The organism is Streptomyces sp. SID13726, assembly GCF_010548375.1.
In the GTDB taxonomy this organism is placed as follows: Bacteria; Actinomycetota; Actinomycetes; order Streptomycetales; family Streptomycetaceae; genus Streptomyces.
In genome coordinates this window covers 174,942-200,486 of record NZ_JAAGLY010000010.1, presented here as the reverse complement: position 1 = coordinate 200,486, position 25,545 = coordinate 174,942, and the positions used below count along the sequence as shown (strand labels likewise).

Here is a 25,545-nt window from a genome sequence, read left to right as displayed (position 1 = left end):
GGGACGGTCGGGTGATCGCCCGTTCTCCGTGCTACGGGACGAGCCCCCTGGCCGCCCCCGGGACGCGCCAGCCGGGTGAACATGTCGCGCCCATCCCATGAGCCCCCCGTGAATCTCCTGTCCCACCCCAGGCGTACGCTGTATGGCTGTCTACGGGGGAATGCACGGGGAGTCGCGGTGTTGGAGAATCTGGGGTCGCTGACCGGCAGTCCATGGATCTACGCCATGGTCGCGCTGTCGGTGCTCCTCGACGTGTTCGTGCCACTGCTGCCGAGCGGGGTGCTGGTCATCACGGCCGCGACGGCCGCCGCGGCGGGCAGTGCGGCGGCCGGAGGTGCGGCGACGGGGCGGGTGCCGGACGTGATGGCGCTGATCCTGTGCGCGACGACGGCGTCCGTGCTCGGTGACCTGGCCGCGTACCGGCTCGCCTGGCGCGGGGGTGAACGGCTCGACCGGGCCATCGCGCGCTCCCGTCGGCTCACCACCGCGCAGGAACGTCTCGGCGAGGCGCTCTCCGCGGGTGGTGGGGCGCTGGTCGTCCTCGCCCGCTTCGCCCCCGCGGGCCGTTCCGTGGTCTCCCTCCTGGCCGGCACCGCCCACCGCCGGGCCCGTGACTTCCTCCCCTGGTCCGCCCTCGCGGGCCTCTCCTGGGCGGCGTACAGCGTCGCCCTCGGCTACTTCGGCGCGCACTGGCTGGGAGCGACGTGGCTGGCCACGGGGGTGTCCGTGGCGGCGTTGTTCGGGGCGGTGGCGGGGGCGGCGTTCGTGATGCGGCGGCGGCCGGTGGCGGGGTAGGTAGTGCGGGTGCGGGTGTCGGCGGCGGCAGGGTGGTAGTGCCGGGTCCGGTTCTCGCGCCTCTGCGGGTACGTCGTGGCTGGTCGCGCCGTTCCCCGCGCCCCTGGGTGGGTTGAGGTCGCCGGTTGTCGACATGCCGCCGTAGCCGCGGGCAGTCGTGGCGCTGCTCGCGGCCTATGGAAGTGGCGCCGCGCCGGTGCGGGCGGGCGGAACCGACCCCGGGCCGCCTCGGCACCGAGCACACGTCAGGCAGGCCAGATCTGATCTGGTCAGCTTGCCTCGCGGCGTGGAGTCCCCCGGACCTCCAGCCCCGCCAGGAGTTCGGCCGTGGCCTCCGCGATGACGGAGACGGCTCGGTCGAAGACCTCCTGGTTGTGCGCGGCCGGGGCCCGGAAGCCGGAGACCTTGCGGACGTACTGGAGGGCGGCGGCCCGGATCTCCTCCTCCGTGGCCTCCTCGGGCAGGACGGGCGGACGGAGCGTCTTGATACTTCGGCACATGACGACAAGTCTGCCTCCGGGAGAGAGAACTCGCCCCTGCTTCAGCGGCGGCCACCCACCACGGGGGCCGACCCACGAGAGGAACACCCGCGCATGACGCACGACTTGGCACAAGAACAGCTCACCGTCGCCGTACTCGGCCCCGGCGGCACCGGCGGCCTCCTCGCCGCACTCCTCGCACGGGCCGGCCACCGGGTGATCTGCCTGGCCGGCGACGAGACGGCGGCCACGCTCCGCACCACCGGCATCCACCTCCGCAGCGGCCTCTACGGCGACTTCACCACCCCCGTCGAGGCCGACACCGAACTCCGCGGACCGGTCGACGCCTGTGTGATCGCCGTCAAGCACACCACCCTCGACCAGGCCCTCGACCGCGTCCCGCCCAAGACCCTCGGCGACACCCTGCTCGTCCCGCTCCTGAACGGCGTCGAACACCCCGCGACCCTCCGCGCCCGCTACCGCCCGGACCAGGTCGCCCCCGCGGTGATCCGCGTCGAGTCGACCCGGGTGTCCCCCGGCGTGATCGAACACGGCAGCCCCTTCGCCGAGATCGACCTCACCGGCGACACCGTCCCGCGCGCCCGCCTCGACACCCTCGCCGCCGCCCTCACCGCGGCCGGTCCGAGGACCCGGGTCCTGGACGACGAGTCCGCGACCCTGTGGGCCAAGATGTCGTTCCTCGCCCCCTTCGCCCTCCTGACCACCCTGCACCGCCTCCCCCTCGGCGACGTCCGCACGCACCACCGCGAGGAGCTGACCGCCCTGGTCGAGGAGACGGCCGCGGTCAGCGCGGCGAACGGCGGCCCCTCCGACCCCGCCCAGGCCCTCGCCCGCTACGACGCCTTCCCGCCCGGGACCAAGTCGTCCATGCAGCGCGACGCGGAAGCGGGCCGCCCGCTCGAACTGGACGCGATCGGCGGGGCGTTGCTGCGCGCGGCGCAGCGGCACGGCGTGCCGGCACCGGTAACGACCAGGGTGGTACGGGAGTTGACGGCCGACGACAGCTGACGGGCCCCGAGGGCGAGGGCACCGCTCACCCCTCACCTCTCACCCCTGGCCGTCGGTCAAATCGAACCGCCAGTCGTTCGACGTGATCCAGTGCCCCTTCGGGTACTCGAACTCGGCCTGTCCGAGCAGCGTGAAACCGGCCCGGCGGCAGACGCCGTTCGACGCGGTGTGCTCCACGCTCGGGAACGCGTGCAGATAACGGTGCTCCCCAGCGGCCCGCGCCTCGACCACGACGGCGCGGGCCGCCAGCGCGGCCAGCCCCCGCCCCTGGAACTCCGGCAGGATCCCCCACCCGGTCTCCCACACCAGCGAGTCCCGCCACTCCCGCTCCCAGAACCCCACCGACCCGACGGTCTCGCCGCCCTCCGCGAGCGTGACCCGGTACATCCGCCCCGAGCCCGGCTCGACATACCGCCGATGCCGCGCGACAAGCTTCTCCGCACTCTCGGGCCCGCCCAAGTGCTCGGTCATCTCCGGACTGTTGACCCTCTCCAACAGCCAGAAGTCCTCCTCGCCCCACCCCACCAGCCGCACCGTCTGCTCATCCATACCGCCACAGTAGACGCCGGGTCCGACAGTGCCCCGGTCCCGATGCGGGCCCCGTGGAGGCCCACTCCCCGCCCCCGCGGCACACCCCTTGTTGCCGAACCGGCAACACACCTCGCGCCGCGCCGCCGTACGGCACAGGATCGCCGTAGCGCACCAGCCGTACGCAGGGAGGACACATGCCCCACCCCACCCACCGACTGATCCCCGGTCCCGCCGGCCGGATCCATCTCGTGGAGCAGGGCAGCGGGCCCCTGGTCCTGCTTCTGCACGGCTTCCCGGAGTCCTGGTACTCCTGGCGCCACCAACTGCCGGTGCTGGCCGCGGCCGGGTACCGCGCGGTGGCGGTGGACGTACGGGGATACGGCCGCTCATCGAGGCCGGCGGCGGTGTCGGCGTACCGGGCGACCGAGCTGGTGGCGGACAACGTGGCCGTCGTGGAGGCACTCGGCGAGCGTTCCGCGGTGGTCGTCGGGCACGACTGGGGTGCCACGATCGCCGCGCACTCGGCGCTGCTGAGGCCGGACGTCTTCCACGCGGTCGGCCTGCTGAGCGTGCCGTACACCCCGCCCGGCGGCCCCCGCCCCAGCGAGGTCTTCGCGCGGATGGGCGGCGAGGAGGAGTTCTACGTCTCCTACTTCCAGGAGCCGGGCCGCGCCGAGCGCGAGATCGAACCGGACGTACGCGGCTGGCTGGCCGGCTTCTACACGGCCCTCTCCCCCGACACGCGCCCAGCTGCCGACCTGCGATCGATGCCCGCCGAACCGCACCGGGAGGCAGACCGGCAGGCCCTGCCCGGCGACCCCCGCCGAACGGCGGACCAGCGGTCCCAGCTCCCCGACCCCCACTTCGTCACCCCCGGCGCCCGCCTCCGCGACCGCTTCCCCACCGACCGCCTCCCCACCTGGCTCACCGACGCCGATCTCGACGTCTACGCCGGGGAGTTCGAGCGCACGGGGCTGACCGGTGCCCTGAACCGCTACCGCGCGATGGACCTGGACTGGGAGGACCTGGCCGGTCACGCGGGCGCGCCCGTCCGGCAGCCCTCGCTCTTCCTCGGCGGCACCCTGGACGCCTCCACGACCTGGCTCGCCGACGCGATCGACGCCTTCCCCGACACCCTCCCGGGCCTGTACGCCGCCCATCTCCTGGACGGCTGCGGGCACTGGATCCAGCAGGAGCGTCCCGAGGAGGTGAACCGTCACCTCACGGACTGGCTGGGGTCCCTCGGAGCGGGCCGATAGCGGACGCTCACGGCGGCGGTCCGGTCGCCGCCGTTGAGCAGTTCCAGGCGGACCGGGGTGCCGTCGGGGTTGTCGTAGAGCCGGACGCCGGTGCCGAGGAGGACCGGGGCGATGTGCAGGTCGATCTCGTCGAGGAGGCCGCGGTCGAGGAGTTGGCGGCCCACGTCGGCGGAGAACACCTCGACGTTCTTTCCGGCGGCGGCCTCCAGGGCGATCCGGGCGGCCTCGGCCACGTCACAGTCGAGGAAGGTCACGCCGGTCGTGGGCCCGACGTCCTCGGGGTGGTGGGTGAGGACGAACACCGGTCCCTGCCAGGCACCGCCGTAGACGCCGCTGACGTCGGGAAAGGCGTCCCAGCCGTTCCGGCCGCCGAGGATCGCCCCGGTCGTCCCGGCGTACTCCTCGACGAGCCCGTCCCGGAACGAGCACCCCGTCATCCAGTCCATCCCGTGCTCCGGCCCCGCCACGAACCCGTCCAGCGACATCGTGAAGTGCCAGAGCAGCTTGCCTGCGGCGGTCTGCGGTTCCGGCTCCGGCAACCCCGTGCCGACCCGCCGCGTGCCCTGTCCTGCGGCCATGTTCAACCCTCTCCGGTCACACTCCTGGTCCCTCGTAGGACCCTTCGTACGACCCCGCCCGCGCCGGAAACTCATCGCTGGAAGGGACCAGCTTCGCCGCTACGACCATGACGGCCGCGCCCGCCAGGACGATCCCGGCACCGACGTACAGCGGTGCGGTGTAGCCGAGGCCCGCCGAGATCGCGAGGCCGCCGGCCCAGGCGCCCAGGGCGTTGCCGATGTTGGACGCGGAGACGTTGGCACTGGCGGCCAGGGCCGCGCCCCGGGCGTGGTCGGTGACGCGGGTGATCATGCCGGGCACCCCGGCGAACCCGAACAACCCGGTCAGGAACACCAGCACCACCGACGCCGGAGCGCTCCCCGCCAGCAGCCCGAACACGGCCAGGGTGACGGCGAGACCGGCCAGCGCGAGCACCAGCGCGCGGTCCCGGTCGTGGTCGGCTGCGCGCCCGCCGATCAGGTTCCCCACGACCAGGCCGACGCCGTAGACCATGAGCAGCCAGGCGACGTCCCCCGGGGCGAATCCGCCGACCTCGGTGAAGGTGTAGGCGAGGTAGCTGAACGCCCCGAACATCCCGCCGTAGCCGAGCGCGGTCGCCGCCAGCGTCAGCCAGACCTGCCCGGACCGGAACGCCCCGAGCTGGGCCCGCAGCCCGGAGGCGGACCCCCCTGTCGGCGCCGTCCCGCCCGCCCCCACCGCCCCCGGGGCGGCGATCCCCACCAGCGCGAGCACGCCGATCGCGGTGACCGCCCAGAAGGCCGCCCGCCAGCCCCACCGTTCGCCGACGAGCGCGCCGAACGGCACGCCCAGGACGTTCGCGAGGGTCAGTCCGGCGAACATGACCGCCACGGCACGGGACCTCCGCTCCGGTGCGACCAGTCCGCTCGCGACGAGCGAGCCGATGCCGAAGAACGAGCCGTGGCACAGCGCCGCGACGATCCGCCCGAGCAGCATCACCTGATAGTTCGGCGCGACAGCGGACAGCAGGTTGCCCACGACGAACAGGCCCACCAGTCCGACCAGGACCCGCTTGCGGGGCAGCCGTGCCGTGGCCGCCGTCAACGCGATCGCACCGATGGCGACGCTCAGGGCGTACCCGGAGATCAGCCGCCCCGCTGCCGCCTCGGACACCCCGAAGCCGGACGCCACCTGCGGCAGCAGCCCGGCGATCAGGAACTCCGTCAGGCCGATGCCGAACCCGCCGAGGGCCAGCGCGAAGAGCCCGGCCGGCATCGGGTTCCGCCCGGCCGCCCGCCTAGGCACGGTGTGCTCGGCTACGCACGGTACGCCCGCCTACGCACGGTGCCTCTGAAGATCCACGCTCATGCACCGACCCTCGCCCCCGGCGGCGCACCGGGTCCATGGACAAAGGAACGGCGGCACTTGGACGAAGGCTGCGCCAAATGCCGTTGAGAAGCCGTCGTACGGTGGACGAGGCTCTGGGGTCATGGAGTTCTTCTGCTACCACCGTGACCGGCCCGGCTCGCTGCCGCTGCGCGAGGAGCTGGGGGAGGCGCACTGGTCCTACATGGACGGCTACGAGGCCGAACTGATCGCCCGTGGGCCGACGTTCGGCGCCGACGGCGAGACGCCCACCGGGAGCGTGCACATCGTCGAGCTGCCCGATCCCGCCGCCGCGCGGGCGTTCGCCTTCGACGAGCCCAACTACCAGGCGGGCGCGTACCGGGACGTGCTGCTGCGGCGCTGGCGCGATCTGCTGGGCCGCACGATGTGGGACTTCCCGGGCGGCCGTACCGGGGGCGACCGGTACCTGGTCCTGGGGCTCGGCCCGGCACACCCCGCCGAACTCGCCGTACCGTCCGACCGGGACGACCTGATCGCGTTCGGCCCGCTGCTCTCCGACGACGGCGACACCTGGCTGGGCACGGCGGCACTGGTCCGGGCCCCGGGACCGGAGCGGGCCCGCGCCGTCCTCGATCCGGTCCGGTACGCCGCGGTCGAGGTGCACGACTGGGAGTTCGGCGGCCGCCGCTGACCGGGCCTGCTCGTTGACCAGACCTGGTCGTTGACCGTGCCCGCCCGCCGCCCCGTGTCCTAGGGCCGTCCGAAGGTGAACCTCCGGGCGGCCTCCGCGGCCGTGACGCCCTGGCCGCGTCCGGGCACGTCGTGGACGAACGCCGCGCCCTCCGCGAGCAGTTGGTCCCGGCTCGCGTGCCGCCGCATGACCGCGGCGTACGCGCTGACGTCCGCGGCGGACATGTCGTCCCGCGCCCGTTCCTCGTGCTGCCGGAGCAGTACGTCCTCGTCCTGGGCGAACCGCAGCACGGTCACCGGGGCCCCGAACCGCCGTGCGAGGGCCGCCAGTCGCGCGCGTGCCTCGGGGGTGACGTTCGTCGACTCGGCCACGGCGACGAGCCCGGCCGCGAGCCTCGCGCCGATCCGCCGGTCCCGCTCGTCGAAGACCTCCGGGTCGGCGGAGGGCGAACCGGCGAAGAGCTCCGCGCGGATGTCGTCGCTGGAGACGACGGCCTCCGGGTCGATCCGCCCCTGGGCGACCAGCTCACGGCGGAAGGCGGTCTTGCCGGAGGCGGGCGGACCGACCAGCACGACGAGCCCGCGGTGGACGGACACGAGCCCGCCGTGGACGGACACGAACCCGCCATGGACGGGCATGGGACCGCCATGGACGGACACGGGCTCGTCCGGTCCGCCCGACGCCGCCGACCCGCCACTCCCATCGCCCCGAGCGCCCCGAGCGCCCCCATCGCCCCCACCACCCCGAGCACCCATCAGCGGCCGACCGCACGGGCCGTCCCGACAAGCCTCCTGAGCGCGGCCTCGGCGGGCGGACCCCATGTCGGCTTGCCTCCGGGTCGGCCCTTGCGGCCGGCCTCGCCGATGAGGAGGCCGCCGAAGGCGCGCAGTACGGCCCAGCCGCGGGCGCGGCGCAGGGTCGCCGGGTCCGGGGCCGGCCGGTACGCGGCGTGGAAGCGGTCGACGGCGCCGTCCGGCAGGAGGCTCCACGCGGCGGAGAGGTCGCAGGCCGGGTCGCCCGTGCAGAGGTCGCCGAAGTCGATCACCCCGCAGAAGGTGCCGTCCGCGGTGAGGACGTTGGCCGGGTGCAGATCGCCGTGCAACCACATCGCCGGGCCCGTCCACACGGGCGCGGTGACGGCGTCCTCCCACACCGCGCGGACGGCGTCCGGGTCGGGGATCAGCCCCGCCTCGGTGACCGCGGCCAGGCCCCGGGCGAACCCCTCGGCGTGCTCGGCCGGCGGCCCGCCCCGGCCGTCACGGCTGACCGGTGCCCCGTCGGGGGCGGGCCGGTGAAGGGCCGTCAGGAACGCGGCCAGGCTGTCGGCGGCCGCCTCCGCGCGCGTGGCGGGCGCCAGGTCGGCGGGCGTGCCCGGCACCCAGGTGGTGACGGTCCAGGGCCGCGGGAACCGCTCGGAGGGCTCGCTGAGGCGGCGCGGGACGGGAACCGGCAGCGGCAGCCCGGGGGCGAGCACGGGCAGCCAGGCGTGCTCCTTGCGCAGCAGTTCGTCCGCGGTGGGCGTCGCCCAGGGCAGCCGTACGGCGAGATCGTCGCCGACCCGCCACACCTGGTTGTCCCAGCCCCGCGCACCGAGCCGCACCGGGAGTCCGGCCAGGTCGGGATGGTGTTCGAGGAGCAGTTCCCGGACCAGTTCCGCGGTGATCTCGATCTCCGAGTGCGTCATGAGGGGCCACGCTAGCCGGGCGGTGCCGTCCGTTCGCATGAACCTCCAGAAGACACTCGCAACCCAAAATCGAACAGGCGTAGCATTGTGGCGTGGCTAAGACCTATGACTTTCCGAGTGACCTCCTCGCCGGTCAGGAGGAGCTGCATCAGGTCCGGGCCGAGCTGTCGGCCCTGCTCAAGCGGCTCCCCTGGTCGGTCGCGCCCCTGGACGGCTTCAGCGACACCAACGGCTGGCGGAAGGTGGAGCGCCCCGCCTCCCCCGGCTGGACCCCGGACGAACAGGCCGAGGTGGAGAAGCTCCGGCAGCGCGAACACGAACTCGCGGTCTTCGTCACCACCCACCGCTTCTGGACGGACGTGGCCGACCCGGAGCGCGTCGAAGCCCGCAGCAGCCTGAAGCACGCGCACGAACCCCGGGAGGAGCGGACCGGGTGAACGCCGAAGGACCCCGGCCGAGATCGGCCGGGGTCCTCTTCGGTGTGGGCGCGGACGGTTTCGAACCGCCGACATCCTGCTTGTAAGGCAGGCGCTCTACCCCTGAGCTACGCACCCGAGACGAGTCGACAGCCTACCTTGCCCTGGGCCCTGTCCTGCAAACCCTTACTCGGGGGTCCGGGCGGACTCAGGGTCGGTACGGGGGAAAACCCCACCCCGAATCCGGGAGCGACCCGGATCCCCGGTCACCGCCCCGGTCCCTAGGGTCGGAGCAAGGGTCGCGGAGTGCCCGCGACCGGCCCCGTCCGGGGCCCAGATCAGGGGGAGATCGTCATGGTCCGTTCCGTTCCCGCACGTGCCGCCGCCGCGGCCGGGGTCGTCGCGCTCGTCGTCGCGGGGGCCACCGCCTGCGGTGCCTCCGCCGGGGACGACAAGACCCCGGACCACAAGTCCTTCGCCCTTGAGGGCCGCACCCTCACCATCGACTCCGACGACTCGGCGCTGGAGATCGTCGCCGCCGACTCGAACAAGTCGGGCACAGTCGAGGTCACCCGCTGGTTCCAGGGCACCGTCGCGGTCGGCAAGGATCCCGAGGTGACCTGGTCGATGCGGGGCGACCGGCTCAAGCTGCGGATGAAGTGCAGCGGCGTCATAGCCGACTGCGCCGCCAAGCACCGCATCGAGGTGCCCCGGGACATCGCCGTGAAGGTCGAGGACGGCGACGGCAGCGTGCGGGCCCGCGGCTTCACCCAGCCGCTCGACATCAGCACGGGAGACGGCTCCGTGCGGGTCACCGACTCCAGCGGCCCCCTGAAGCTGCGCACCGGCGACGGCTCGATGCGCGCGGAGGTCACCTCCCGCCAGGTCACCGCCCGCACCGGCGACGGCTCGGTCCACCTGCGCCTGGCCGCCGTACCGGACCGCGTGGAGACCCGCAGCGGCGACGGCTCGGTGACCGTCGAGCTGCCGAAGGCCACCTACCGCGTGGACACGAAGACCGGTGACGGCGGCGTCGACGTGTCCGTGCCCCGCTCCGACTCCAGCGACCACCTCGTGTCCGCCCAGAGCGGAGACGGGAAGGTCACGGTGCGAACCGCGAACTGACCGGCCCGTGTGTTCGTCCTTCACCGGTGGGAGAATGACACCGGGCACCGCAAGGACGGAACACAGCACGGGAGAGGGATGTGACGGCGATTCCATCGCAGCCGTACTCGTCATCGGTGCCGCGCGCACAGCGCCGGGCGCTCAAGGACACCCTCACCCTCGTCGGTCTGCCACTGCTCGCCGCGCTCGCGCTGCCGGCCGCGTTCGCCGGCGGCGGCACCCGGCGCTGGTTCGGCGGCCGGGCGGAGAGCCAGCGGGCCGAGGCGCAGGCGGCGAAGGACGCCGCCGCGGCCGCGTTCTACGAACTGGACACCGCCCAGCGGGACCTGCGGATCTCGATAGAGACCATCACGGCCGTCGACGACTCCCCCGCCGCCCGGCGGGCGGTCGCCGACTTCGCGGCGGTCAGCGGGCGGATCGACGAGGCCAGCCACCGCTACATCGAGGCCGTCGACGCCCACGACCTCGACCGGGACGACCTGGAGGCCTCGGTCGCCGTCCAGGCGCGCACCGAACTCACCCAGGCCAAGGACGACCTGGGCAACGTCAAGAAGGAGCTGGACCGCTTCGGCGACAGCCTCGGCCCGCTCCTCGGCAAGGCCGAGACCCAGCTGGCCCGGCTCGCCCCGGCCGTCGAGCGCGCCCGGCAGGGTCTGCTGGCGGCCTCCAACGCCCTGGACGCCGTACGGGAGTCGGGGCTGAAGGCCGACGGCCTCGCCGCCCGGCTGGCCGCCCTGGGCCCCGAGCTGACCAAGCTCAACCAGGGCGCCGGACAGCACGGCGTGCCGACGACCCTGGAGCGGGCCGAGCGGGTCGCCCGGGAGGCCGAGTCGATCCGGGTGGAGGCCGAGCGGCTGCCGGAGCGGGCCGCGGAGATCGACCACCGGCTGGTCTCCCTGCGCACCCGCGCCGAGGCCCTCACCACGCGCGCGGGCCAGGTCGACCCGGTGCTCAGCGAGTTGCGCCGGCGCTTCACGGCCGCCTGCTGGCAGGACCTCCAGCACGTCCCGGACCAGGCCGCGGAGAACGTCCGGCAGGCCGAGCGGAAGCTCCGCGAGGCCAGGACCGCGCGCGACGAACAGCGCTGGCCGGACGCGACCTCCCTGCTCTCCACGGTCCGCGCGCTGCTCAACACCACCGACGAGTCCGTCTCCGCCGCCGGCGACCGGCTGCGCCGCCTCAACGCCGTGCAGAAGGACCCCCAGCAGGAGATCGACCGCACCCGCTTCGCCATCCGGGACGCCCAGCGCCTCGCCATGAGCGGCCGCAACACCCCCGACCCACGGCATGCCCGCCCCCTGGACGACTCGGTGGCCCGCCTGGACCGGGCGGTCGCCTCCCTGGAGGGCCGCCACCCCGACTACTGGCACTTCCTGACCGAGACGGAGGCGGTACGGCAGTCGGTGGCGCGGGTGGTCTCCCAGATCCGTGAGGAGCGCGGCGGCGCGCACGGCTAACCTGTCCCCATGCCTCGCTACGAGTACCGCTGCCGGACCTGCGGCGACACCTTCGAACTCAGCCGCCCCATGGCCGAGTCCTCCGCCCCCGCCGACTGCCCGGCCGGCCACGACGACACGGTGAAGCTGCTGTCGACGGTCGCGGTGGGCGGCTCGGCGTCCGCGTCGGCTCCGGCCCCGCAGGCGGGCGGCGGCGGAGGGTGCTGCGGCGGCGGTTGCTGCGGCTGACCGCCGTACGAAAGCCTCTTCAGGTTGGCTTCAGGTCCGCTTCCCTAGCGTGGGCCCATGTCAGCCATCGAGTGGGTCAACGGCCTCATGGACACGCTGGGCGCGCCCGGCGCCGGGGTCGCCATCGCCCTGGAGAACCTCTTCCCGCCCATCCCGAGCGAGGCGATCCTGCCGCTCGCGGGCTTCGCGGCGAGCACCGGCCGGATGAGCCTGGTCGCCGTGCTGCTGTGGACGACGGCGGGCTCGGTGATCGGCGCCCTCGCGCTCTACGGCGTCGGCGCACTCCTCGGCCGTGACCGCACGGTGGCGCTCGCGGCCCGGCTGCCCCTCGTGAAGGTCTCGGACATCGAGCGGACCGAGGCCTGGTTCCTGCGGCACGGCACCAAGGCGGTGTTCTTCGGCCGCATGATCCCGGTCTTCCGCAGCCTGGTCTCCGTACCGGCCGGCGTCGAACGCATGCCGCTGCCGGTGTTCCTGACACTGACCACCCTGGGCAGCGCCCTGTGGAACACGGCGTTCGTCCTCGCGGGCCACGCCCTGGGCGCCAACTGGGCCCAGGTCACCGAGGTCGTGTCGGCGTACTCGAAGGTGGTTCTCGTGGCGGCGGTCCTGGCCGTGGCGGTCTTCGTCGCGGTACGGCTGTCCCGGCGCCCGGGGACGGGGCGGCGCAGGGCGGGCGCGGCGGGGGCGACGGACGCGGGGCGTGAACGCGAGTCCGTGGAGCCGGTGTCGTAGGCGGACGGGCCCAGGGACCGGAACCCAGCCCTCGGCCCCGGCCCCAGCCCCAGCCCCAGCCCCAGCCCCAGCCCCAGCCCCAGCCACCGTCCCCCGGCGTACGCCAGGCCCCCGGACGCTCAGACCCCTCAGACCGCCCCTTGCCGCGCCCCCCGCAGGAACTCCCGCAGGATCCGCTCCCCCGCCAGCACACCCCGCTCGGGCAGCGCGCTGACCGCCGGGGCGGTCCAGCCGGCGTCCGCCAGCTCGCCGTGGCCCGGCCGCCAGCCCCGGTCGGCGGCGAGCAGCAGGTCGGCGTCGAGCAGGGAGTCGCCCGCGGCCAGCGTCAGGGAGGCCCCGGTGCGCCGGGCCACCTCGCGCATGGCCGCGCTCTTGGTGAGCGGCTTGGGGACGGCGTAGATCTTGCGGCCCTGGAGCGAGACCGTCCAGCCGCGCTCCTCGGCCCAGACCGCGAACTCCTTCACCCAGTCCTCGGGCAGCAGTTCGCGCTCGACGACGAGGTAGACGAAGAGGTCCTCGGCGATCCGGAGCTTGCGCAGCCACAACGGATCGGCCGTCTCCTCCAGATGGGCACGCACCTCGTCCAGCGGCGCGCACTCGTCGGCGAGCCGGGCCGTGACCCGGGCGTGCCAGTCGAGGTCGCTGACGCCGTCGACGAGCAGGTGGCCGCCGTTCGCGCAGATCGCGTAAGTCGGCGCGGGGCCGGGGAGGTTGATGCGCTGGTACTGCTTGCGGGTACGGGTCGTCGTCGGCACGAAGACCGCCGAGTCCCCCAGATCCGCGAGCAGTTGGGCCGCCGTCTCCGTCATGTACGACAGCGGCCTGCTCTCGTGCACCTCGACGCACAGCAGCCGGGGCGCGCGCGGGTCGGGCATGGTGAGGGCGAGGGCGGCGGCGGAGTAGATGAGGGTGCGGTCGAGGTCGCTGGCGACGAGCACCGGGGCCTGGGCGGACATCAGAGGGCCACCGCCCTGCCGTCGGCGCCGGTGGCGCCCCGCGTGTACTTGGGGTGGATCAACCCCACGCAGGTGTACGGGAGTTCGGCGACCTCTTCCACCGGGACACCTCTCTGCTCGGCCAACAGGCGTACATGGTCCAGGTCGGCGCCCGCCCCGGCCCGCGCCAGGATCTTCCAGGGCACCCGGCGCAGCAGCACCCGGGTGGTCTCGCCGACGCCCGGCTTGACGAGGTTCACGTCGTGGATGCCGTACTCCTCGCTGATCCGCTCGACGGCCGCCCAGCCCTCCCAGGTCGGCTCCCGGTCCCCGGCCAGCAGCTCCTTGGCCTGCGCGCCGACCGCCTCGACGACCTCGGGGAAGCGGGCGGCCACGGCGTCCAGGAAGTCCACCGACACGTCCGCGCCCGCGAGTTCGCGGTAGAACTTGGCGCCGTGGAAGTCATCCGGACCGACCAGGTCAGCGCGCAGGACCGTACGCGAGATCAGACCCGACACCGTGGAGTTGAGGCACGCGGAGGGGATCAGGAAGTCCTCCCGGGTGCCGTACGTCCGCACGCACGAACCCGGGTCGGCCAGTACGGCGATCTCCGGGTCGAAGCCGACGGGGCCGCCCTGCGCCTCGAACTCCCTTATCGCCTCGGTCAGTTCGCGGGTGATCGCACCCTTGCCGGTCCAGCCGTCGACGAACACGACGTCGGCGGGGTCGTGGTGTTCGGCCAGCCAGCGCAGGGCGTTGGCGTCGATGCCGCGGCCGCGGACGATGGAGACCGCGTAGTGCGGCAGGTCGAGGCCGTGGCGGAACTGCGCCCAGCGGCGCATCAGGACACCGACGGGGGTGCCCGCGCGGGCCAGGGAGACGAGGACGGGGTGCGGCGAGCGCTCCTGGAGCACGATCTCCGTGACCGCGCCGACGGCCTGGGCGAGCCTCGCGGAGGACTCCGTCAGGGCCGCCTGGAACAGCTCCTGGTAGTGGTCGCTCGGCTGGTACTCCACCGGCAGCGACTCCGCGTAGTGCGCGCCGCCGCTCTGGATGGCCTCCTCGCGCTCCTCGGTCGGCGCCTCCAGCGTCACGTCCGAGAGGTCCTGGAGCAGCCAGCCGACGTCCTCCGGGGCGTAGGAGGAGAACGCGGGGCCGCGTAGGGGCTCGGGGAGCATGGGGGGCCTTTCGGGGGTGTGGCTGGGGACCACCACGAGGACGACGTGCGGGGCGTGCTCGGCGAGCTGCGCCAACAGGCCGTCGGGGGCGTGCAGTTCGGGAGTGTCGGCGGTGTCGTCGACGACGGCGACCACGGCGTCGAAGCGGGCGCCGGCGACGTTGTACGCGTAGCGGTCGCCGGGGCCGTCCGCGGGGGTGTCGTGGGCGGGGAAGGTGAGGCGGGTGCGGATCGCGTAACCCGGGTCGTCCACGGCGAGCACGGGTGAGCGGGTGGTGGTGGAGTAGGTGAACTCGGTGTCCTGAGCGACCTGTTCGAGTTCGCGGGCGAGTCTCAGCGGGGCGTACATCAGCTCTTCGAAGCCGAGGATGTGTACGCGGTCCGCATCGGCCGGGAGAGCTTCGGCCAGGCGGGCGGCCATTGCGGGGAGGGCGTTCTCCAGGCGTATTCGGTGTGCCGGGGTGAAGCCGTGGCGACCGCCGTCGGGGAGGTCCCGGGGCCACATCAGGTCTACGCGGTGGATTGCCGGGTGCGGGTGCGTGAGGGCTGGTCGCGCCCGCGCGGCGGTAGCCGCAGATTCACTACAGCCCCGCGCCCCCAGGCCGGCGTCCTCATACCTCGCTACAAGGTCCTGCCCTTTTTCCAGCACGCCTTCCGGCAGGCGTACGGTGCCCGATGCCGCCGCGACCAGGTCCACCCGCGCGTCGATCTCCCGCGCGAAGGACTCCAGCCGACCCGTGTCCGCCTCCGAGCGCATGTCCACCAGGGCGACCACGACATAGCGGTCCCGGGGATACCTCTCGTGCAGGTCCCAGATGGTGTTCAGGACCGTGTTGCCCGTCGAGAACTCGTCGTCGACCAGGACCAGGGGGCCCTCGCCGGCGAGGAGTGCGGGGTTCTCCGGGAGCAGGAGGTGGCTCGTGGCGTGGGAGTGGGACTCCTCGAAGCCGCCCGCGGGGGCCACGCCGGGGACGGGGCGGCGGGTGGAGTGGAGGTAGGGGGCGAGGGCGATGCCGTCCGCCACCGAGTGGCCGAGTCCCGTCGCCGTCTCCGCGTAGCCGAGGACGACCGCGCGGGCCGCCTCCTCGTCGCCGAGCAGGTCACGGACCCTTCGGCCCAGCGCGAAGCCCTGGCCGTAGACCACCGACGGGGACTGCGGGACGTGTTTGCCGAGCACGTTGGAGACCAGCAGATGCGCTCGCTTGGGGTTGCGGCGCAGGGCCAGGCCCAGCAGGTCGGTCAGTCGGGCGTCGCCCACGAGTTCGACGCCGAGCCGGTCGGCGACCCACGTCCCCGACCAGACCTCGCCCGGTGTCCCGTCGTTCACTGCCTTGTTCATGCGTCCCTTGGTGTCCACGGATCGGTCAGCCGGGTATTCCGGCGGCGAGCAGCTCCACGAAGCCGATGTCCTCGTTGGCCACCCCGAAGACCTCGGCGCGCAGCAGGGTGCGCTCGGCCCAGGCCCGGTGCGGCTTCACCTCGTTCATCTTGTTCGTGTACTGCGACCTCAGCACACCGCCGCCGCAGCGCTCCGGCCGCAGGATGTCCTGCGCGTCGCTGAACTCCTCGTGGCTGACCACGGACAGCGCGTGCACGGGCAGGACGTGGGAGGGGTGGATGCAGGTCTTGCCGAGCAGGCCGTTGGCCTGGTCGAGGGTGATCTCGCGCAGCAGTCCGTCCATGGCGTGCTCGATGAGCGCCTCGCGCAGCTCCTCGGCCTGGCCCTCCAAAAAGGGGCTGCGGCGCAGCTGCGGCTTGAACATGCGCTCCTGGACCCGGAAGTACTCCCAGACCGGCCCGGTGACGGTGAAGCCGGTGCCGTCGGCGCGGCCCAGCATGTTCACCACGTCGGCGATCACGGAGGCGACGATCTGGACGTCCCAGGCGGTCATGTCGGGGGCGCGGCGCAGGCCGTAGGAGGAGCAGAAGTCGGTGACGCCGAGGCGCAGCGCGAGGACCCGGTCGCGGTACTTGTCGACCGCGCGGGCGATGCCCTCCAGGGTTTCTACGCGCGTCTCCCGGTACAGCAGCTCCGGGGATTCCAGGACGGGCATGGCGAACAGCCGGCGTCCGCTCGCGGCCTCGGCGGCCGAGAGGGCCTCCAGGAAGGGGATGCCGCGTTCCTCGGTGAACTTCGGCAGCACGAACCCGGACAGCAGCCGGACGGCGGGACCGAGGCGTCGTACGAGATCGGGGATCTGCTCGGGGAAACGGACCCGGATGAAGAGCAGCGGCAGGTCCACCGCCCGCTCCGCGAGGTCGGCGAACTGCCGGACGAGGTTCTCCTCGCCCTCGGCGACGTCGTCGTCACCGATCGAGTCCTCCAGGCACAGCACCATCGAGACCACGCCGCGCTCGGTCTGCTTCACGATGTCGTCGGCCAGCCGGGGCCGCGTCGCCGGACTGTAGAGCGTGGCGCCCAGGGCCGCGGAGAGCAGCCGGGCCGGGGAGTCCGCGGTGAACGCGCAGGGCTCCTGGTGGAAGAGGCGCTGACGCACCTCAGGGGCTACGTGCCCGAAATGACGCATATGACTCCCCCGTGGCTGCGGTGCAACCTGTGAACGGTTCACAGGTGGCCGGTAATAGTACGTAGAGACCCATGTCCGAGGTTCCCACCGGGCATGAATTTCAGGTAACGCAGACATACACGGCCATGTCGACGCCGGTACGACATGAACCGGCGACCGCCACCCCCGCGTTGTCGTGACCAGGACCGAGAGGGCAGGATGACCGCATGACGCACGCGATGCAGAAGGGGTCCAACGTCCCGCTGAAGGCCACCACGGTACGCGCCGTGCTGCGCTGGGCGCCCGGGCAGGGGGTCCCGGCCGTGGATGCCTCGGCGCTGCTCCTCGGCCCCGACGGCCGTGTGCGCTCCGACGAGGACTTCGTCTTCTACAACCAGCCCCGGCACCCCTCGGGCAAGGTCTGGCTCCTCGGCAAGAAACGCGTCGCCGAGGGCCCCACCGACACGATCCAGACAGATCTGACCGGTGTCGAGCCCGACGTCAGCCAGATTCTCCTGGTCGCTTCGGCGGAGGGCGTCACCTTCGACCGCGTACAGGGCCTGCGCATCCTGCTGTACGACGCCACGGCCGCCGGCAGCGAGCCGCTGGCCTACTTCGACATCAAGCCGGAGACCGGCGAGGAGACGGCCCTGATCTGCGGCGAGCTGTACCGCCGCGGCGAGTCCTGGAAGTTCCGTGCCCTGGGCGAGGGCTACCTGGACGGCCTCCAGGGCCTCGCCACGGAGTTCGGCATCACGGTGGACGAGACGGAGCCCGCGGACCCCGAGCCCACGTCCATGCCCCTCCCCCCGGAACAGCCCGCCCAGTCGGCCACCTCGGTCCCGACCCAGCCGGCCTACGGCTACCCCCAGCCGACCACCCCACCGGCCACGGCCCCGGCATCGGGCTACGGCTACCCCCCTCCGCTGGCCCCGGTCCCGGTCCCGGCGGGAGAGTTCCGCATGCCCCCGCAAGGCCCGCAGTTCATCGGACGGTAGGGACATTCAGGGGCGCGGGGAACGGCGCGACCAGCCACCGACGACCGACAGTCGGCAACTCACCTGTCCGCCTTCGCCTTGTATCCCCGCCCCCACTGCAACCCCCACCCGTACAACCGGTCCAGCTCCCCCTGGAACCCGTACACGAACTGCACCTCGCGCCGCACGATCAGCTCGTCCTTCACGTTCTCGATCATCACCACCGCGCAGGACCGAGCCTGCGGATGCCGTTCGTCGAGACCTATCTCGATCCGCGGTCCGTTGCTCGGATACAGCGTCACGATCGCGTGCGTACGGTCGAACGCCGGCGTCTGGTCGTAGATGTACACGAAGACCAGCAGCCGCTTGATCTGCTCCCGGTGATCGAGGTTCACGTACATCGTCTCGCCGGACGCCGACCCGAACCGGTCGTCCCCGCTGAGCTTCACGTACGGTGGCGCGTTGACGTCCCCCAGCAGCCCGCCGAGCGGCTGTACGACGCCCTTCGTGCCGTCGGCCAGCTCGTACAGGCACCCGAGGTCGAGGTCGACGTTGACCATGCTCTGGCTGTGCCCCATGACCTCCGGCGGCTTGAGCGCCTTGAAGGGGTGGCGCAGCAGCGACTCCCGCTGTGAGCCCCCGATGTCGGACGTCCGCATCCGCCAGGTCAGGTTGACGCGCAGGTTCCCGGTCGCCGCGCCCTGCTTGGTGAGCGAGACCCGGTTGTGCCGCTTGGTCAGTTCGATCGCGTTGCTGGCCGCGCTGCCCGAGTCGAAGTCGACCTCGCGGCCGCCTCGGAGTCCGTCCAAGAAGCCCATTCCCGCCCCCACGTCCACTCATGAAAAGCCCGACGGGGCGGCCGGAGGCCGGCCGCCCCGCTCAGAGCGTTCCTCACCAGGAAGGGTGTCACACCCCGGACGAGACCTCAGTCTTCTCGTCCGAGCCCTCGGCTTTTCCCTCCGCGGCCGCGAGTGCCTTGTTGCGGCGGACGGAGGACAGGAAGGACCAGCCGATCAGGACGACACCTACGAGGCCCGTGATGAGCTCGTGGATCTGGTACTGGATGGTGACCATCAGGATCACCGCGAGGGCGCCGATCGCGTAGTGGGCGCCGTGCTCCAGGTAGACGTAGTCGTCGAGGGTGCCCTGGCGGACCAGGTACACGGTCAGCGACCGCACGTACATCGCGCCGATACCGAGGCCCAGGGCCATCAGCACGATGTCGTTGGTGACGGCGAAGGCGCCGATCACGCCGTCGAAGGAGAAGGAGGCGTCCAGCACTTCCAGGTAGAGGAACATGAAGAACGCGGCCTTGCCGGCCATCAGCACCGCGGACTTGGGCTTGCCCTCACGCTCGGCGCGCTCCTCCTCCTCGTGCTCGCGTTCCTCCTCCTCTTCGAGCTTGTCCTCGAAGTAGCCGGAGAGACCGCCGACGATCATGTAGGTGATCAGTCCCGCGATACCGGAGATCAGGACCGTCTGCGCCTTGTCGACATGGGTCCCGCCGTGCTGGTGGGCCTGGGTCGCGAAGGTGAACGCGGTGACCAGCAGGACGACCAGGGCGATGCAGACCGACAGCATGTCGACCTTGCCGAGCTTGGCCAGCGGTCGCTCGATCCAGCGCAGCCACTGGATGTCCCGGTCCTCGAAGATGAAGTCCAGGAAGATCATCAGCAGGAACATGCCACCGAACGCGGCGATCGCCGGGTGCGCGTCGGTGACCAGCTCCTGGTAGTGGTCCTTGTTGTTGAGCGCGAGGTCGACGGCCTCGATGGGCCCCATCTTGGCGCTGATCGCGACGATCACGACGGGGAAGACGAGCCGCATGCCGAACACGGCGATCAGGACGCCGATGGTGAGGAAGATCTTCTGCCAGAAGGCATTCATCTTCTTCAGGATTCCGGCGTTGACCACCGCGTTGTCGAACGACAGGGAGATCTCGAGGATGGAGAGGATCGCCACGATGCCGAAGCCCTCCCACCCCCCGTAGAAGACGGCGGCGACCAGGCCGAGCGCGGTGACCGCGAACGACCAGCCGAAGGTTTTGAGAACCACTGGCTACCCAATCCGTACGTGTACGGGGTGCCCCCGTGCCGCACTCGGCTTTACGAAACTTTGAAGCGAAGTGTAGTCCGGCGGCCTCCGCACCCCACCAGGCCCCGGCTTTTGCTCATATCGCGCTATGAGACGTTCACTCCGAAGTCGAGTGCGATGCCCCTCAGGCCCGACGCGTAGCCCTGGCCCACCGCCCGGAACTTCCATTCGCCCTGGTAGCGGTAGACCTCGCCGAAGATCATCGCGGTCTCGGTCGAGGCGTCCTCGGAGAGGTCGTAGCGGGCGAGTTCCTGGCCGTCGGCCTGGTTGACCACCCGGATGAAGGCGTTGCTGACCTGGCCGAAGGTCTGGCCGCGGTTGTCGGCGTCGTGGATGGAGACCGGAAAGACGATCTTGTCGCACCGGGCCGGCACCGCGGAGAGGTCGATCAGGATCGACTCGTCGTCGCCCTCGCCCTCACCGGTGAGGTTGTCGCCGGTGTGCTCGACCGAGCCGTCCGGGCTCTTGAGCTGGTTGTAGAAGACGAAGTACTCGTCACCCAGTACCCGCCCGTCGGCGCACATCAGGGCGCTGGCGTCGAGGTCGAAGTCGGCTCCGGTGGTGGAGCGCGCGTCCCAGCCGAGCCCGATCATCACCTGGGTGAGGTTGGGTGCGGCCTTGGACAGGGAGACGTTTCCTCCCTTGGCGAGCGTGACGCCCATGTGCTGTTCCCTCCCCGAGAGTGTGCTTCTGTGCTGTACCTGCACGTCCGGCACCGCACGCAAACCGCGCGGCGCCGGACGAGGTGTGCAGGGTGGTCCTAGACGTTGACGCCGAAGTCCTGGGCGATACCGCGCAGGCCGGAGGCGTAGCCCTGGCCGATGGCACGGAACTTCCACTCCGCGCCGTTGCGGTACAGCTCGCCGAAGACCATCGCCGTCTCCGTGGACGCGTCCTCGGAGAGGTCGTAGCGGGCGATCTCCGCCTCGCCGGCCTGGTTCACGACGCGGATGAACGCGTTGCGTACCTGGCCGAAGGACTGCTGGCGGTTCTCGGCGTCGTAGATCGAGACCGGGAAGACGATCTTGTCGACGTCGGCCGGGACCGTGGCGAGGTTGACCTTGATCTGCTCGTCGTCACCCTCGCCCTCGCCGGTGATGTTGTCACCGGTGTGCTCGACGGAGCCGTCGGCGCTCTTGAGGTTGTTGAAGAAGACGAAGTTCGCGTCACTGGCGACCTTGCCGGCCGAGTTCAGCAGCAGTGCGCTGGCGTCCAGGTCGAAGTCGGTGCCGGTCGTGGTGCGGACGTCCCACCCCAGACCGACGATGACCGCGGTCAGGCCCGGGGCCTCCTTGGTCAGCGATACGTTGCCGCCCTTGCTGAGGCTGACTCCCACGAGTCCTCCATAGGTTTGCTGTTTGAAGATGCTGCCGGATCAACGATTCGATCCTAGTGACGGGTTCCCGGCCCACGCAGTCCCTGGGCCCGAACAATCACAGGGTGTCGAGCGCCTTCACGTACTCGTTCAGGTCACGGGCGTCCGGCAGGGCGTTGACGACGGTCCAGCGGACCACGCCCTCCTTGTCGATGACGAAGGTGCCGCGCACCGCGCAGCCCTTGTCCTCGGCGAAGACACCGTAGGCGCGGGAGACCTCGCCGTGCGGCCAGAAGTCGCTCAGCAGGGGGTACTCCAGGCCCTCCTGCTCGGCGAAGACGCGCAGGGTGTGGATGGAGTCGTTGGAGACCGCGAGCAGCTGGGTGTCACGGTCGGAGAACTGCGGCAGGTTGTCACGCAGCTCACACAGCTCACCGGTGCACACGCCGGTGAAGGCGAAGGGGTAGAAGAGCAGCACGACGTTCTTGTCGCCGCGGAAGTCGGACAGCTTCACGGTCCTGCCGTGGTTGTCCTTGAGCTCGAAGCCGGGGGCCTTTTCGCCGACCTGGATCGCCATCGCGTGGATGTCCCTTCGGGGGCTGTTCGGGTGACGCAACCACCCTACGCAGCGATCACCGCAGAGAAGCGGACGGGCCGGTTCGCGCCGGCCCGTCCGTCCACGGGGCTACTTCTTGGACTTGGCCGCCTTCGGCGTCACCAGCCGGCTGCCGCTCCAGTCCTTGCCCACACTGACGCTCTTGGAGGCGGATAGCCCTGCCGTCGTCGCGGCTTCGGAGATGTCGCTCGGCTCCACGTAGCCGTCACGGCCGGTCTTCGGCGTCAGCAGCAGGATCGAGCCGCCCTCCTCGATGTACGTGGTGGCGTCCACCAGTACATCGGTCAGATCGCCGTCGTCGTCGCGGAACCAGAGCACCACGGCATCGGCGACGTCGTCGTAGTCCTCGTCCACAAGGTCGCTGCCGATGACTTCCTCAATGGCCTCGCGGAGCTCCTGGTCTACGTCGTCGTCGTAGCCGATCTCCTGGACCACCTGCTCGGGCTGGAACCCCAGCCTCACGGCAGGGCTCGTCTCCGCGTGGTCCGCGGTCGCGCTCACGGGTTGCCTCCTGATCATGTCTTGATGAGTGTCTCAGCTTCGCGCACGCGCGAAGCATTGGCCGTAGTCCACACGGGCGGGGCGGATCGCGCAAGTACCCGGCCGTTCAGACCGCCGAAACGGTGACGTTCCTGACGGTGTCACCGCAACTCCAGACACATCATCACGGCCTCCGGGTGACACATGCCACACCTTTCTGCCCCCTTTGCGTGTTTGGGAACCATACCCGGGCGCTCACCCCCGGGTTACCCCGGAGTAGAGATGACGTTTGGCCCCCCGAGGTACACGATGGGGAGCGGTGCAGACATACAGAAATAAGGCCCTCTGACAGGTAAGGAACAGCGTGGCTTCCGGATCCGATCGCAACCCGATCATCATTGGCGGCCTTCCGAGTCAGGTTCCTGACTTCGATCCCGAGGAGACCCAGGAGTGGCTCGACTCCCTCGACGCCGCCGTGGACGAGCGCGGCCGGGAGCGGGCCCGCTACCTCATGCTCCGGCTCATCGAGCGAGCCCGTGAGAAGCGCGTGGCCGTGCCCGAGATGCGCAGCACGGACTACGTGAACACCATCCCGACCAGGGCGGAGCCGTTCTTCCCCGGCAACGAGGAGATCGAGCGCAAGATCCTGAACGCCACCCGGTGGAACGCGGCCGTGATGGTCTCGCGCGCCCAGCGTCCCGGGATCGGCGTCGGCGGCCACATCGCCACCTTCGCGTCCTCCGCCTCGCTCTACGACGTCGGCTTCAACCACTTCTTCCGCGGCAAGGACGAGGGCGACGGCGGCGACCAGGTCTTCTTCCAGGGCCACGCCTCACCGGGCATCTACGCACGCGCGTACCTGCTCGACCGCCTCAGCGAGGACAACCTCGACGCGTTCCGCCAGGAGAAGTCGAAGGCGCCGCACGGCCTGTCCTCGTACCCGCACCCGCGGCTGATGCCGGACTTCTGGGAGTTCCCGACCGTGTCGATGGGCCTCGGCCCGATCGGCGCGATCTACCAGGCCCGGATGAACCGCTACATGCACGCGCGCGAGATCGCGGACACCAGCAAGTCGCACGTGTGGGCGTTCCTCGGGGACGGCGAGATGGACGAGCCGGAGTCGCTCGGCCAGCTGACCATCGCCGCGCGCGAGGGCCTCGACAACCTCACCTTCGTCGTCAACTGCAACCTCCAGCGCCTCGACGGCCCGGTGCGCGGCAACGGCAAGGTCATCCAGGAGCTGGAGTCGGTCTTCCGCGGCGCCGGCTGGAACGTCATCAAGCTGATCTGGGACCGCTCCTGGGACCCGCTGCTCGCGCAGGACCGCGACGGCCTGCTCGTCAACCGGATGAACACCACGCCGGACGGCCAGTTCCAGACGTACGCGACCGAGTCCGGCGCGTACATCCGCGACCACTTCTTCGGCGACGACCAGCGGCTGCGCGCCATGGTCGAGAACATGACCGACGACCAGATCCTGCACCTGGGGCGCGGTGGTCACGACCACAAGAAGATCTACGCGGCGTTCAAGGCGGCCGTGGAGCACAAGGGCCAGCCGACGGTCATCCTCGCGAAGACCGTCAAGGGCTGGACGCTGGGTCCCAACTTCGAGGGCCGCAACGCCACGCACCAGATGAAGAAGCTGACGGTCGCCGACCTCAAGGGCTTCCGCGACCGGCTGCACCTGCCGATCTCCGACAAGGAGCTGGAGTCGGGCGCGCCGCCCTACTACCACCCGGGCCGGGACTCGGAGGAGATCCAGTACATGCACGACCGCCGCAAGGGCTGCGGCGGTTACGTCCCCACGCGCGTGGTGCGCTCCAAGCCGCTCGCGCTGCCGGGCGACAAGACGTACGCGACCGTGAAGAAGGGCTCCGGGCACCAGTCGATCGCCACGACGATGGCGTTCGTACGGCTGCTCAAGGACCTCATGCGGGACAAGGAGATCGGCAAGCGCTTCGTGCTGATCGCGCCGGACGAGTACCGCACCTTCGGCATGGACTCGTTCTTCCCGAGCGCGAAGATCTACAACCCGCTCGGCCAGCAGTACGAGTCGGTGGACCGTGAACTGCTGCTCGCGTACAAGGAGTCGCCGACCGGCCAGATGCTGCACGACGGCATCTCGGAGGCGGGCTGCACGGCCTCGCTGATCGCCGCGGGTTCGGCGTACGCGACGCACGGCGAGCCGCTCATCCCGGTCTACGTCTTCTACTCGATGTTCGGATTCCAGCGCACCGGCGACCAGTTCTGGCAGATGTCGGACCAGCTGGCGCGCGGATTCGTCCTGGGCGCGACCGCAGGGCGTACGACTCTGACCGGTGAGGGCCTTCAGCACGCGGACGGCCACTCGCAGCTGCTCGCGTCGACCAACCCGGGCTGTGTGGCGTACGACCCGGCGTTCGGCTTCGAGATCGCGCACATCGTGCAGGACGGGCTGCGCCGTATGTACGGCGGCTCCGAGGAGCACCCGCACGGCGAGGACGTCTTCTACTACCTCACCGTCTACAACGAGCCCATCCAGCACCCGGCCGAGCCGGAGAACGTGGACGCCGAGGGCATCATCAAGGGCGTCCACCGCTACTCCGAGGGCACCTCCGGGTCGATCCCGGCGCAGATCATGGCGTCCGGTGTGGCCGTGCCGTGGGCGGTGGAGGCGCAGAAGATCCTCGCGGACGAGTGGAACGTCAAGGCGGACGTCTGGTCGGCGACCTCCTGGAACGAACTGCGGCGCGAGGCCGTGGAGTGCGAGACGCACAACCTGCTGCACCCCGAGGAGGAGCAGCGGGTCCCGTACGTGACGCGCAAGCTGGCCGGGGCGCAGGGGCCGTTCGTGGCCGTGTCCGACTGGATGCGGGCGGTTCCGGACCAGATCGCGCGCTGGGTGCCGGGGACGTACCAGTCGCTGGGCGCCGACGGGTTCGGCTTCGCCGACACCCGGGGGGCGGCCCGGCGGTTCTTCCACATCGACGCGCAGTCGATCGTGGTGGGGGTGCTGACGGAGCTGGCGCGGGAGGGCAAGGTGGACCGGTCGGTGCTGAAGCAGGCGATCGACCGGTACCAGTTGCTGGATGTGTCCGCCGCTGATCCCGGTGCGGCCGGCGGGGACGCCTGACCACTGCGGCCGACCCGGA

The 25,545-nt window shown here is 71.3% G+C and carries 26 protein-coding genes and 1 tRNA gene; 11 read left to right on the top strand and 16 right to left on the bottom strand.

Annotation, left to right across the window (positions count from 1 at the left end):
* Positions 1-225 precede the first annotated feature (225 nt).
* Positions 226-795, top strand: coding sequence for a VTT domain-containing protein (locus G3I78_RS26350; protein ID WP_203615565.1), 570 nt, complete (start codon positions 226-228; stop codon positions 793-795).
* 269 nt (positions 796-1,064) lie between these two features.
* Here the strand turns inward: G3I78_RS26350 and G3I78_RS26345 are convergent, their stop codons facing one another.
* Entirely contained in the window at positions 1,065-1,295 is a 231-nt protein-coding gene (locus tag G3I78_RS26345; protein WP_164428807.1) for a DUF2277 domain-containing protein, read from the bottom strand.
* Positions 1,296-1,388: 93 nt separating this feature from the next.
* Here G3I78_RS26345 and G3I78_RS26340 point away from each other — a divergent pair, with 93 nt between their 5' ends.
* Complete coding sequence (locus G3I78_RS26340) at positions 1,389-2,303, top strand: 2-dehydropantoate 2-reductase (RefSeq protein WP_164428805.1); 915 nt, start codon at positions 1,389-1,391, stop codon at positions 2,301-2,303.
* A gap of 39 nt (positions 2,304-2,342) precedes the next feature.
* Here G3I78_RS26340 and G3I78_RS26335 read toward each other — a convergent pair whose 3' ends face one another.
* A complete protein-coding gene (locus G3I78_RS26335; RefSeq protein WP_164428802.1) occupies positions 2,343-2,852 on the bottom strand; it encodes a GNAT family N-acetyltransferase in 510 nt (169 codons plus the stop codon).
* A 176-nt stretch (positions 2,853-3,028) separates the two neighbouring features.
* On the opposite strand from G3I78_RS26335, the gene G3I78_RS26330 reads away from it, so the two are divergent.
* Positions 3,029-4,093: an alpha/beta hydrolase gene (locus G3I78_RS26330; protein WP_164428800.1), complete on the top strand. Its 1,065-nt coding sequence runs from the start codon at positions 3,029-3,031 to the stop codon at positions 4,091-4,093.
* Here the strand turns inward: G3I78_RS26330 and G3I78_RS26325 are convergent.
* Positions 4,051-4,671: a dihydrofolate reductase family protein gene (locus G3I78_RS26325; protein WP_164428798.1), complete on the bottom strand. Its 621-nt coding sequence runs from the start codon at positions 4,669-4,671 to the stop codon at positions 4,051-4,053. The two genes, G3I78_RS26330 and G3I78_RS26325, sit on opposite strands and share 43 nt — an antisense overlap.
* Positions 4,672-4,687: 16 nt before the next feature.
* A complete protein-coding gene (locus G3I78_RS26320) occupies positions 4,688-5,905 on the bottom strand; it encodes an MFS transporter (RefSeq protein WP_164428795.1) in 1,218 nt (405 codons plus the stop codon).
* 214 nt (positions 5,906-6,119) lie between these two features.
* Between G3I78_RS26320 and G3I78_RS26315 the strand changes: the two genes are divergently transcribed.
* The gene (locus tag G3I78_RS26315) at positions 6,120-6,668 is read left to right on the top strand and encodes a YciI family protein (RefSeq protein WP_164428793.1); all 549 of its coding nucleotides are present in this window, start codon (positions 6,120-6,122) and stop codon (positions 6,666-6,668) included.
* 59 nt (positions 6,669-6,727) lie between these two features.
* Here G3I78_RS26315 and G3I78_RS26310 read toward each other — a convergent pair whose 3' ends face one another.
* Both G3I78_RS26310 and G3I78_RS26305 read right to left on the bottom strand, forming a co-directional pair.
* Positions 6,728-7,306 (bottom strand): AAA family ATPase, encoded by a 579-nt coding sequence (locus tag G3I78_RS26310; protein WP_203615538.1) that lies wholly within the window; start codon positions 7,304-7,306, stop codon positions 6,728-6,730.
* Between the two features lie 116 nt (positions 7,307-7,422).
* Positions 7,423-8,352: an aminoglycoside phosphotransferase family protein gene (locus G3I78_RS26305; protein ID WP_164428788.1), complete on the bottom strand. Its 930-nt coding sequence runs from the start codon at positions 8,350-8,352 to the stop codon at positions 7,423-7,425.
* Between the two features lie 92 nt (positions 8,353-8,444).
* On the opposite strand from G3I78_RS26305, the gene G3I78_RS26300 reads away from it, so the two are divergent.
* Positions 8,445-8,789 carry a hypothetical protein gene (locus G3I78_RS26300; RefSeq protein WP_164428786.1) on the top strand — a complete coding sequence of 115 codons (345 nt, stop codon included), beginning with the start codon at positions 8,445-8,447 and terminating at the stop codon, positions 8,787-8,789.
* Between the two features lie 45 nt (positions 8,790-8,834).
* Here G3I78_RS26300 and G3I78_RS26295 read toward each other — a convergent pair.
* Positions 8,835-8,906 (bottom strand) — tRNA-Val (locus tag G3I78_RS26295).
* A gap of 216 nt (positions 8,907-9,122) precedes the next feature.
* On the opposite strand from G3I78_RS26295, the gene G3I78_RS26290 reads away from it, so the two are divergent.
* The 4 genes from G3I78_RS26290 to G3I78_RS26275 all read left to right on the top strand — a co-directional run bounded on the left by G3I78_RS26290 (position 9,123) and on the right by G3I78_RS26275 (position 12,313).
* On the top strand, positions 9,123-9,893 hold the full coding sequence (locus tag G3I78_RS26290) for a DUF4097 family beta strand repeat-containing protein (RefSeq protein ID WP_164428784.1): 771 nt from the start codon (positions 9,123-9,125) through the stop codon (positions 9,891-9,893).
* An 80-nt stretch (positions 9,894-9,973) separates the two neighbouring features.
* Positions 9,974-11,350, top strand: coding sequence for a hypothetical protein (locus tag G3I78_RS26285; protein WP_164428782.1), 1,377 nt, complete (start codon positions 9,974-9,976; stop codon positions 11,348-11,350).
* A 9-nt stretch (positions 11,351-11,359) separates the two neighbouring features.
* Positions 11,360-11,578, top strand: coding sequence for a zinc ribbon domain-containing protein (locus tag G3I78_RS26280; RefSeq protein ID WP_028807445.1), 219 nt, complete (start codon positions 11,360-11,362; stop codon positions 11,576-11,578).
* A 57-nt stretch (positions 11,579-11,635) separates the two neighbouring features.
* Positions 11,636-12,313: a DedA family protein gene (locus G3I78_RS26275; RefSeq protein ID WP_164428780.1), complete on the top strand. Its 678-nt coding sequence runs from the start codon at positions 11,636-11,638 to the stop codon at positions 12,311-12,313.
* A 128-nt stretch (positions 12,314-12,441) separates the two neighbouring features.
* On the opposite strand, the gene G3I78_RS26270 is transcribed toward G3I78_RS26275, so the two are convergent.
* From G3I78_RS26270 to G3I78_RS26260, 3 genes are read right to left on the bottom strand one after another with little or no spacing between them, the layout of a single operon-like run.
* Complete coding sequence (locus tag G3I78_RS26270) at positions 12,442-13,269, bottom strand: HAD family hydrolase (RefSeq protein WP_164428778.1); 828 nt, start codon at positions 13,267-13,269, stop codon at positions 12,442-12,444.
* Positions 13,269-15,764: a phosphoribosyltransferase gene (locus tag G3I78_RS26265; RefSeq protein WP_164428776.1), complete on the bottom strand. Its 2,496-nt coding sequence runs from the start codon at positions 15,762-15,764 to the stop codon at positions 13,269-13,271. The genes G3I78_RS26270 and G3I78_RS26265 overlap by 1 nt, the downstream gene beginning before the upstream one ends.
* Before the next feature lie 25 nt (positions 15,765-15,789).
* A complete protein-coding gene (locus tag G3I78_RS26260) occupies positions 15,790-16,953 on the bottom strand; it encodes an HpcH/HpaI aldolase/citrate lyase family protein (protein WP_164428774.1) in 1,164 nt (387 codons plus the stop codon).
* A gap of 206 nt (positions 16,954-17,159) precedes the next feature.
* Here G3I78_RS26260 and G3I78_RS26255 point away from each other — a divergent pair, with 206 nt between their 5' ends.
* The gene (locus G3I78_RS26255; RefSeq protein ID WP_164428772.1) at positions 17,160-17,930 is read left to right on the top strand and encodes a TerD family protein; all 771 of its coding nucleotides are present in this window, start codon (positions 17,160-17,162) and stop codon (positions 17,928-17,930) included.
* A gap of 59 nt (positions 17,931-17,989) precedes the next feature.
* On the opposite strand, the gene G3I78_RS26250 is transcribed toward G3I78_RS26255, so the two are convergent.
* The 6 genes from G3I78_RS26250 to G3I78_RS26225 all read right to left on the bottom strand — a co-directional run bounded on the left by G3I78_RS26250 (position 17,990) and on the right by G3I78_RS26225 (position 22,435).
* Positions 17,990-18,727: a Tellurium resistance gene (locus G3I78_RS26250; RefSeq protein ID WP_164428770.1), complete on the bottom strand. Its 738-nt coding sequence runs from the start codon at positions 18,725-18,727 to the stop codon at positions 17,990-17,992.
* An 88-nt stretch (positions 18,728-18,815) separates the two neighbouring features.
* The gene (locus G3I78_RS26245) at positions 18,816-19,964 is read right to left on the bottom strand and encodes a DUF475 domain-containing protein (protein ID WP_164428768.1); all 1,149 of its coding nucleotides are present in this window, start codon (positions 19,962-19,964) and stop codon (positions 18,816-18,818) included.
* Positions 19,965-20,089: 125 nt separating this feature from the next.
* Positions 20,090-20,665 carry a TerD family protein gene (locus G3I78_RS26240; protein ID WP_164428766.1) on the bottom strand — a complete coding sequence of 192 codons (576 nt, stop codon included), beginning with the start codon at positions 20,663-20,665 and terminating at the stop codon, positions 20,090-20,092.
* Between the two features lie 98 nt (positions 20,666-20,763).
* Positions 20,764-21,339: a calcium homeostasis/redox stress adaptation protein gene (locus G3I78_RS26235; RefSeq protein ID WP_164428764.1), complete on the bottom strand. Its 576-nt coding sequence runs from the start codon at positions 21,337-21,339 to the stop codon at positions 20,764-20,766.
* A gap of 97 nt (positions 21,340-21,436) precedes the next feature.
* The gene (locus G3I78_RS26230) at positions 21,437-21,895 is read right to left on the bottom strand and encodes a peroxiredoxin (protein WP_164428762.1); all 459 of its coding nucleotides are present in this window, start codon (positions 21,893-21,895) and stop codon (positions 21,437-21,439) included.
* 108 nt (positions 21,896-22,003) lie between these two features.
* The gene (locus tag G3I78_RS26225) at positions 22,004-22,435 is read right to left on the bottom strand and encodes a DUF3052 domain-containing protein (protein ID WP_164428760.1); all 432 of its coding nucleotides are present in this window, start codon (positions 22,433-22,435) and stop codon (positions 22,004-22,006) included.
* A 343-nt stretch (positions 22,436-22,778) separates the two neighbouring features.
* On the opposite strand from G3I78_RS26225, the gene aceE reads away from it, so the two are divergent.
* Positions 22,779-25,526 carry a pyruvate dehydrogenase (acetyl-transferring), homodimeric type gene (gene aceE, locus G3I78_RS26220; protein ID WP_164428758.1) on the top strand — a complete coding sequence of 916 codons (2,748 nt, stop codon included), beginning with the start codon at positions 22,779-22,781 and terminating at the stop codon, positions 25,524-25,526.
* The last annotated feature ends 19 nt before the right edge of the window (positions 25,527-25,545 follow it).

What these genes read in the sequence shown, in the direction of transcription:
- G3I78_RS26320 (WP_164428795.1), bottom strand. Translation starts at nt 5,905, where the DNA reads ATGCCGGCCGGGCTCTTCGCGCTGGCCCTCGGCGGGTTCGGCATCGGC.
- G3I78_RS26275 (WP_164428780.1), top strand. Translation starts at nt 11,636, where the DNA reads ATGTCAGCCATCGAGTGGGTCAACGGCCTCATGGACACGCTGGGCGCG.
- G3I78_RS26255 (WP_164428772.1), top strand. Translation starts at nt 17,160, where the DNA reads ATGACGCACGCGATGCAGAAGGGGTCCAACGTCCCGCTGAAGGCCACC.
- G3I78_RS26325 (WP_164428798.1), bottom strand. Translation starts at nt 4,671, where the DNA reads ATGGCCGCAGGACAGGGCACGCGGCGGGTCGGCACGGGGTTGCCGGAG.
- G3I78_RS26280 (WP_028807445.1), top strand. Translation starts at nt 11,360, where the DNA reads ATGCCTCGCTACGAGTACCGCTGCCGGACCTGCGGCGACACCTTCGAA.
- G3I78_RS26260 (WP_164428774.1), bottom strand. Translation starts at nt 16,953, where the DNA reads ATGCGTCATTTCGGGCACGTAGCCCCTGAGGTGCGTCAGCGCCTCTTC.
- G3I78_RS26265 (WP_164428776.1), bottom strand. Translation starts at nt 15,764, where the DNA reads ATGAACAAGGCAGTGAACGACGGGACACCGGGCGAGGTCTGGTCGGGG.
- G3I78_RS26305 (WP_164428788.1), bottom strand. Translation starts at nt 8,352, where the DNA reads ATGACGCACTCGGAGATCGAGATCACCGCGGAACTGGTCCGGGAACTG.
- G3I78_RS26290 (WP_164428784.1), top strand. Translation starts at nt 9,123, where the DNA reads ATGGTCCGTTCCGTTCCCGCACGTGCCGCCGCCGCGGCCGGGGTCGTC.
- G3I78_RS26270 (WP_164428778.1), bottom strand. Translation starts at nt 13,269, where the DNA reads ATGTCCGCCCAGGCCCCGGTGCTCGTCGCCAGCGACCTCGACCGCACC.
- G3I78_RS26345 (WP_164428807.1), bottom strand. Translation starts at nt 1,295, where the DNA reads ATGTGCCGAAGTATCAAGACGCTCCGTCCGCCCGTCCTGCCCGAGGAG.
- G3I78_RS26335 (WP_164428802.1), bottom strand. Translation starts at nt 2,852, where the DNA reads ATGGATGAGCAGACGGTGCGGCTGGTGGGGTGGGGCGAGGAGGACTTC.
- G3I78_RS26330 (WP_164428800.1), top strand. Translation starts at nt 3,029, where the DNA reads ATGCCCCACCCCACCCACCGACTGATCCCCGGTCCCGCCGGCCGGATC.
- G3I78_RS26340 (WP_164428805.1), top strand. Translation starts at nt 1,389, where the DNA reads ATGACGCACGACTTGGCACAAGAACAGCTCACCGTCGCCGTACTCGGC.
- G3I78_RS26350 (WP_203615565.1), top strand. Translation starts at nt 226, where the DNA reads ATGGTCGCGCTGTCGGTGCTCCTCGACGTGTTCGTGCCACTGCTGCCG.
- G3I78_RS26250 (WP_164428770.1), bottom strand. Translation starts at nt 18,727, where the DNA reads ATGGGCTTCTTGGACGGACTCCGAGGCGGCCGCGAGGTCGACTTCGAC.
- G3I78_RS26315 (WP_164428793.1), top strand. Translation starts at nt 6,120, where the DNA reads ATGGAGTTCTTCTGCTACCACCGTGACCGGCCCGGCTCGCTGCCGCTG.
- G3I78_RS26230 (WP_164428762.1), bottom strand. Translation starts at nt 21,895, where the DNA reads ATGGCGATCCAGGTCGGCGAAAAGGCCCCCGGCTTCGAGCTCAAGGAC.
- G3I78_RS26240 (WP_164428766.1), bottom strand. Translation starts at nt 20,665, where the DNA reads ATGGGCGTCACGCTCGCCAAGGGAGGAAACGTCTCCCTGTCCAAGGCC.
- G3I78_RS26310 (WP_203615538.1), bottom strand. Translation starts at nt 7,306, where the DNA reads ATGCCCGTCCATGGCGGGTTCGTGTCCGTCCACGGCGGGCTCGTGTCC.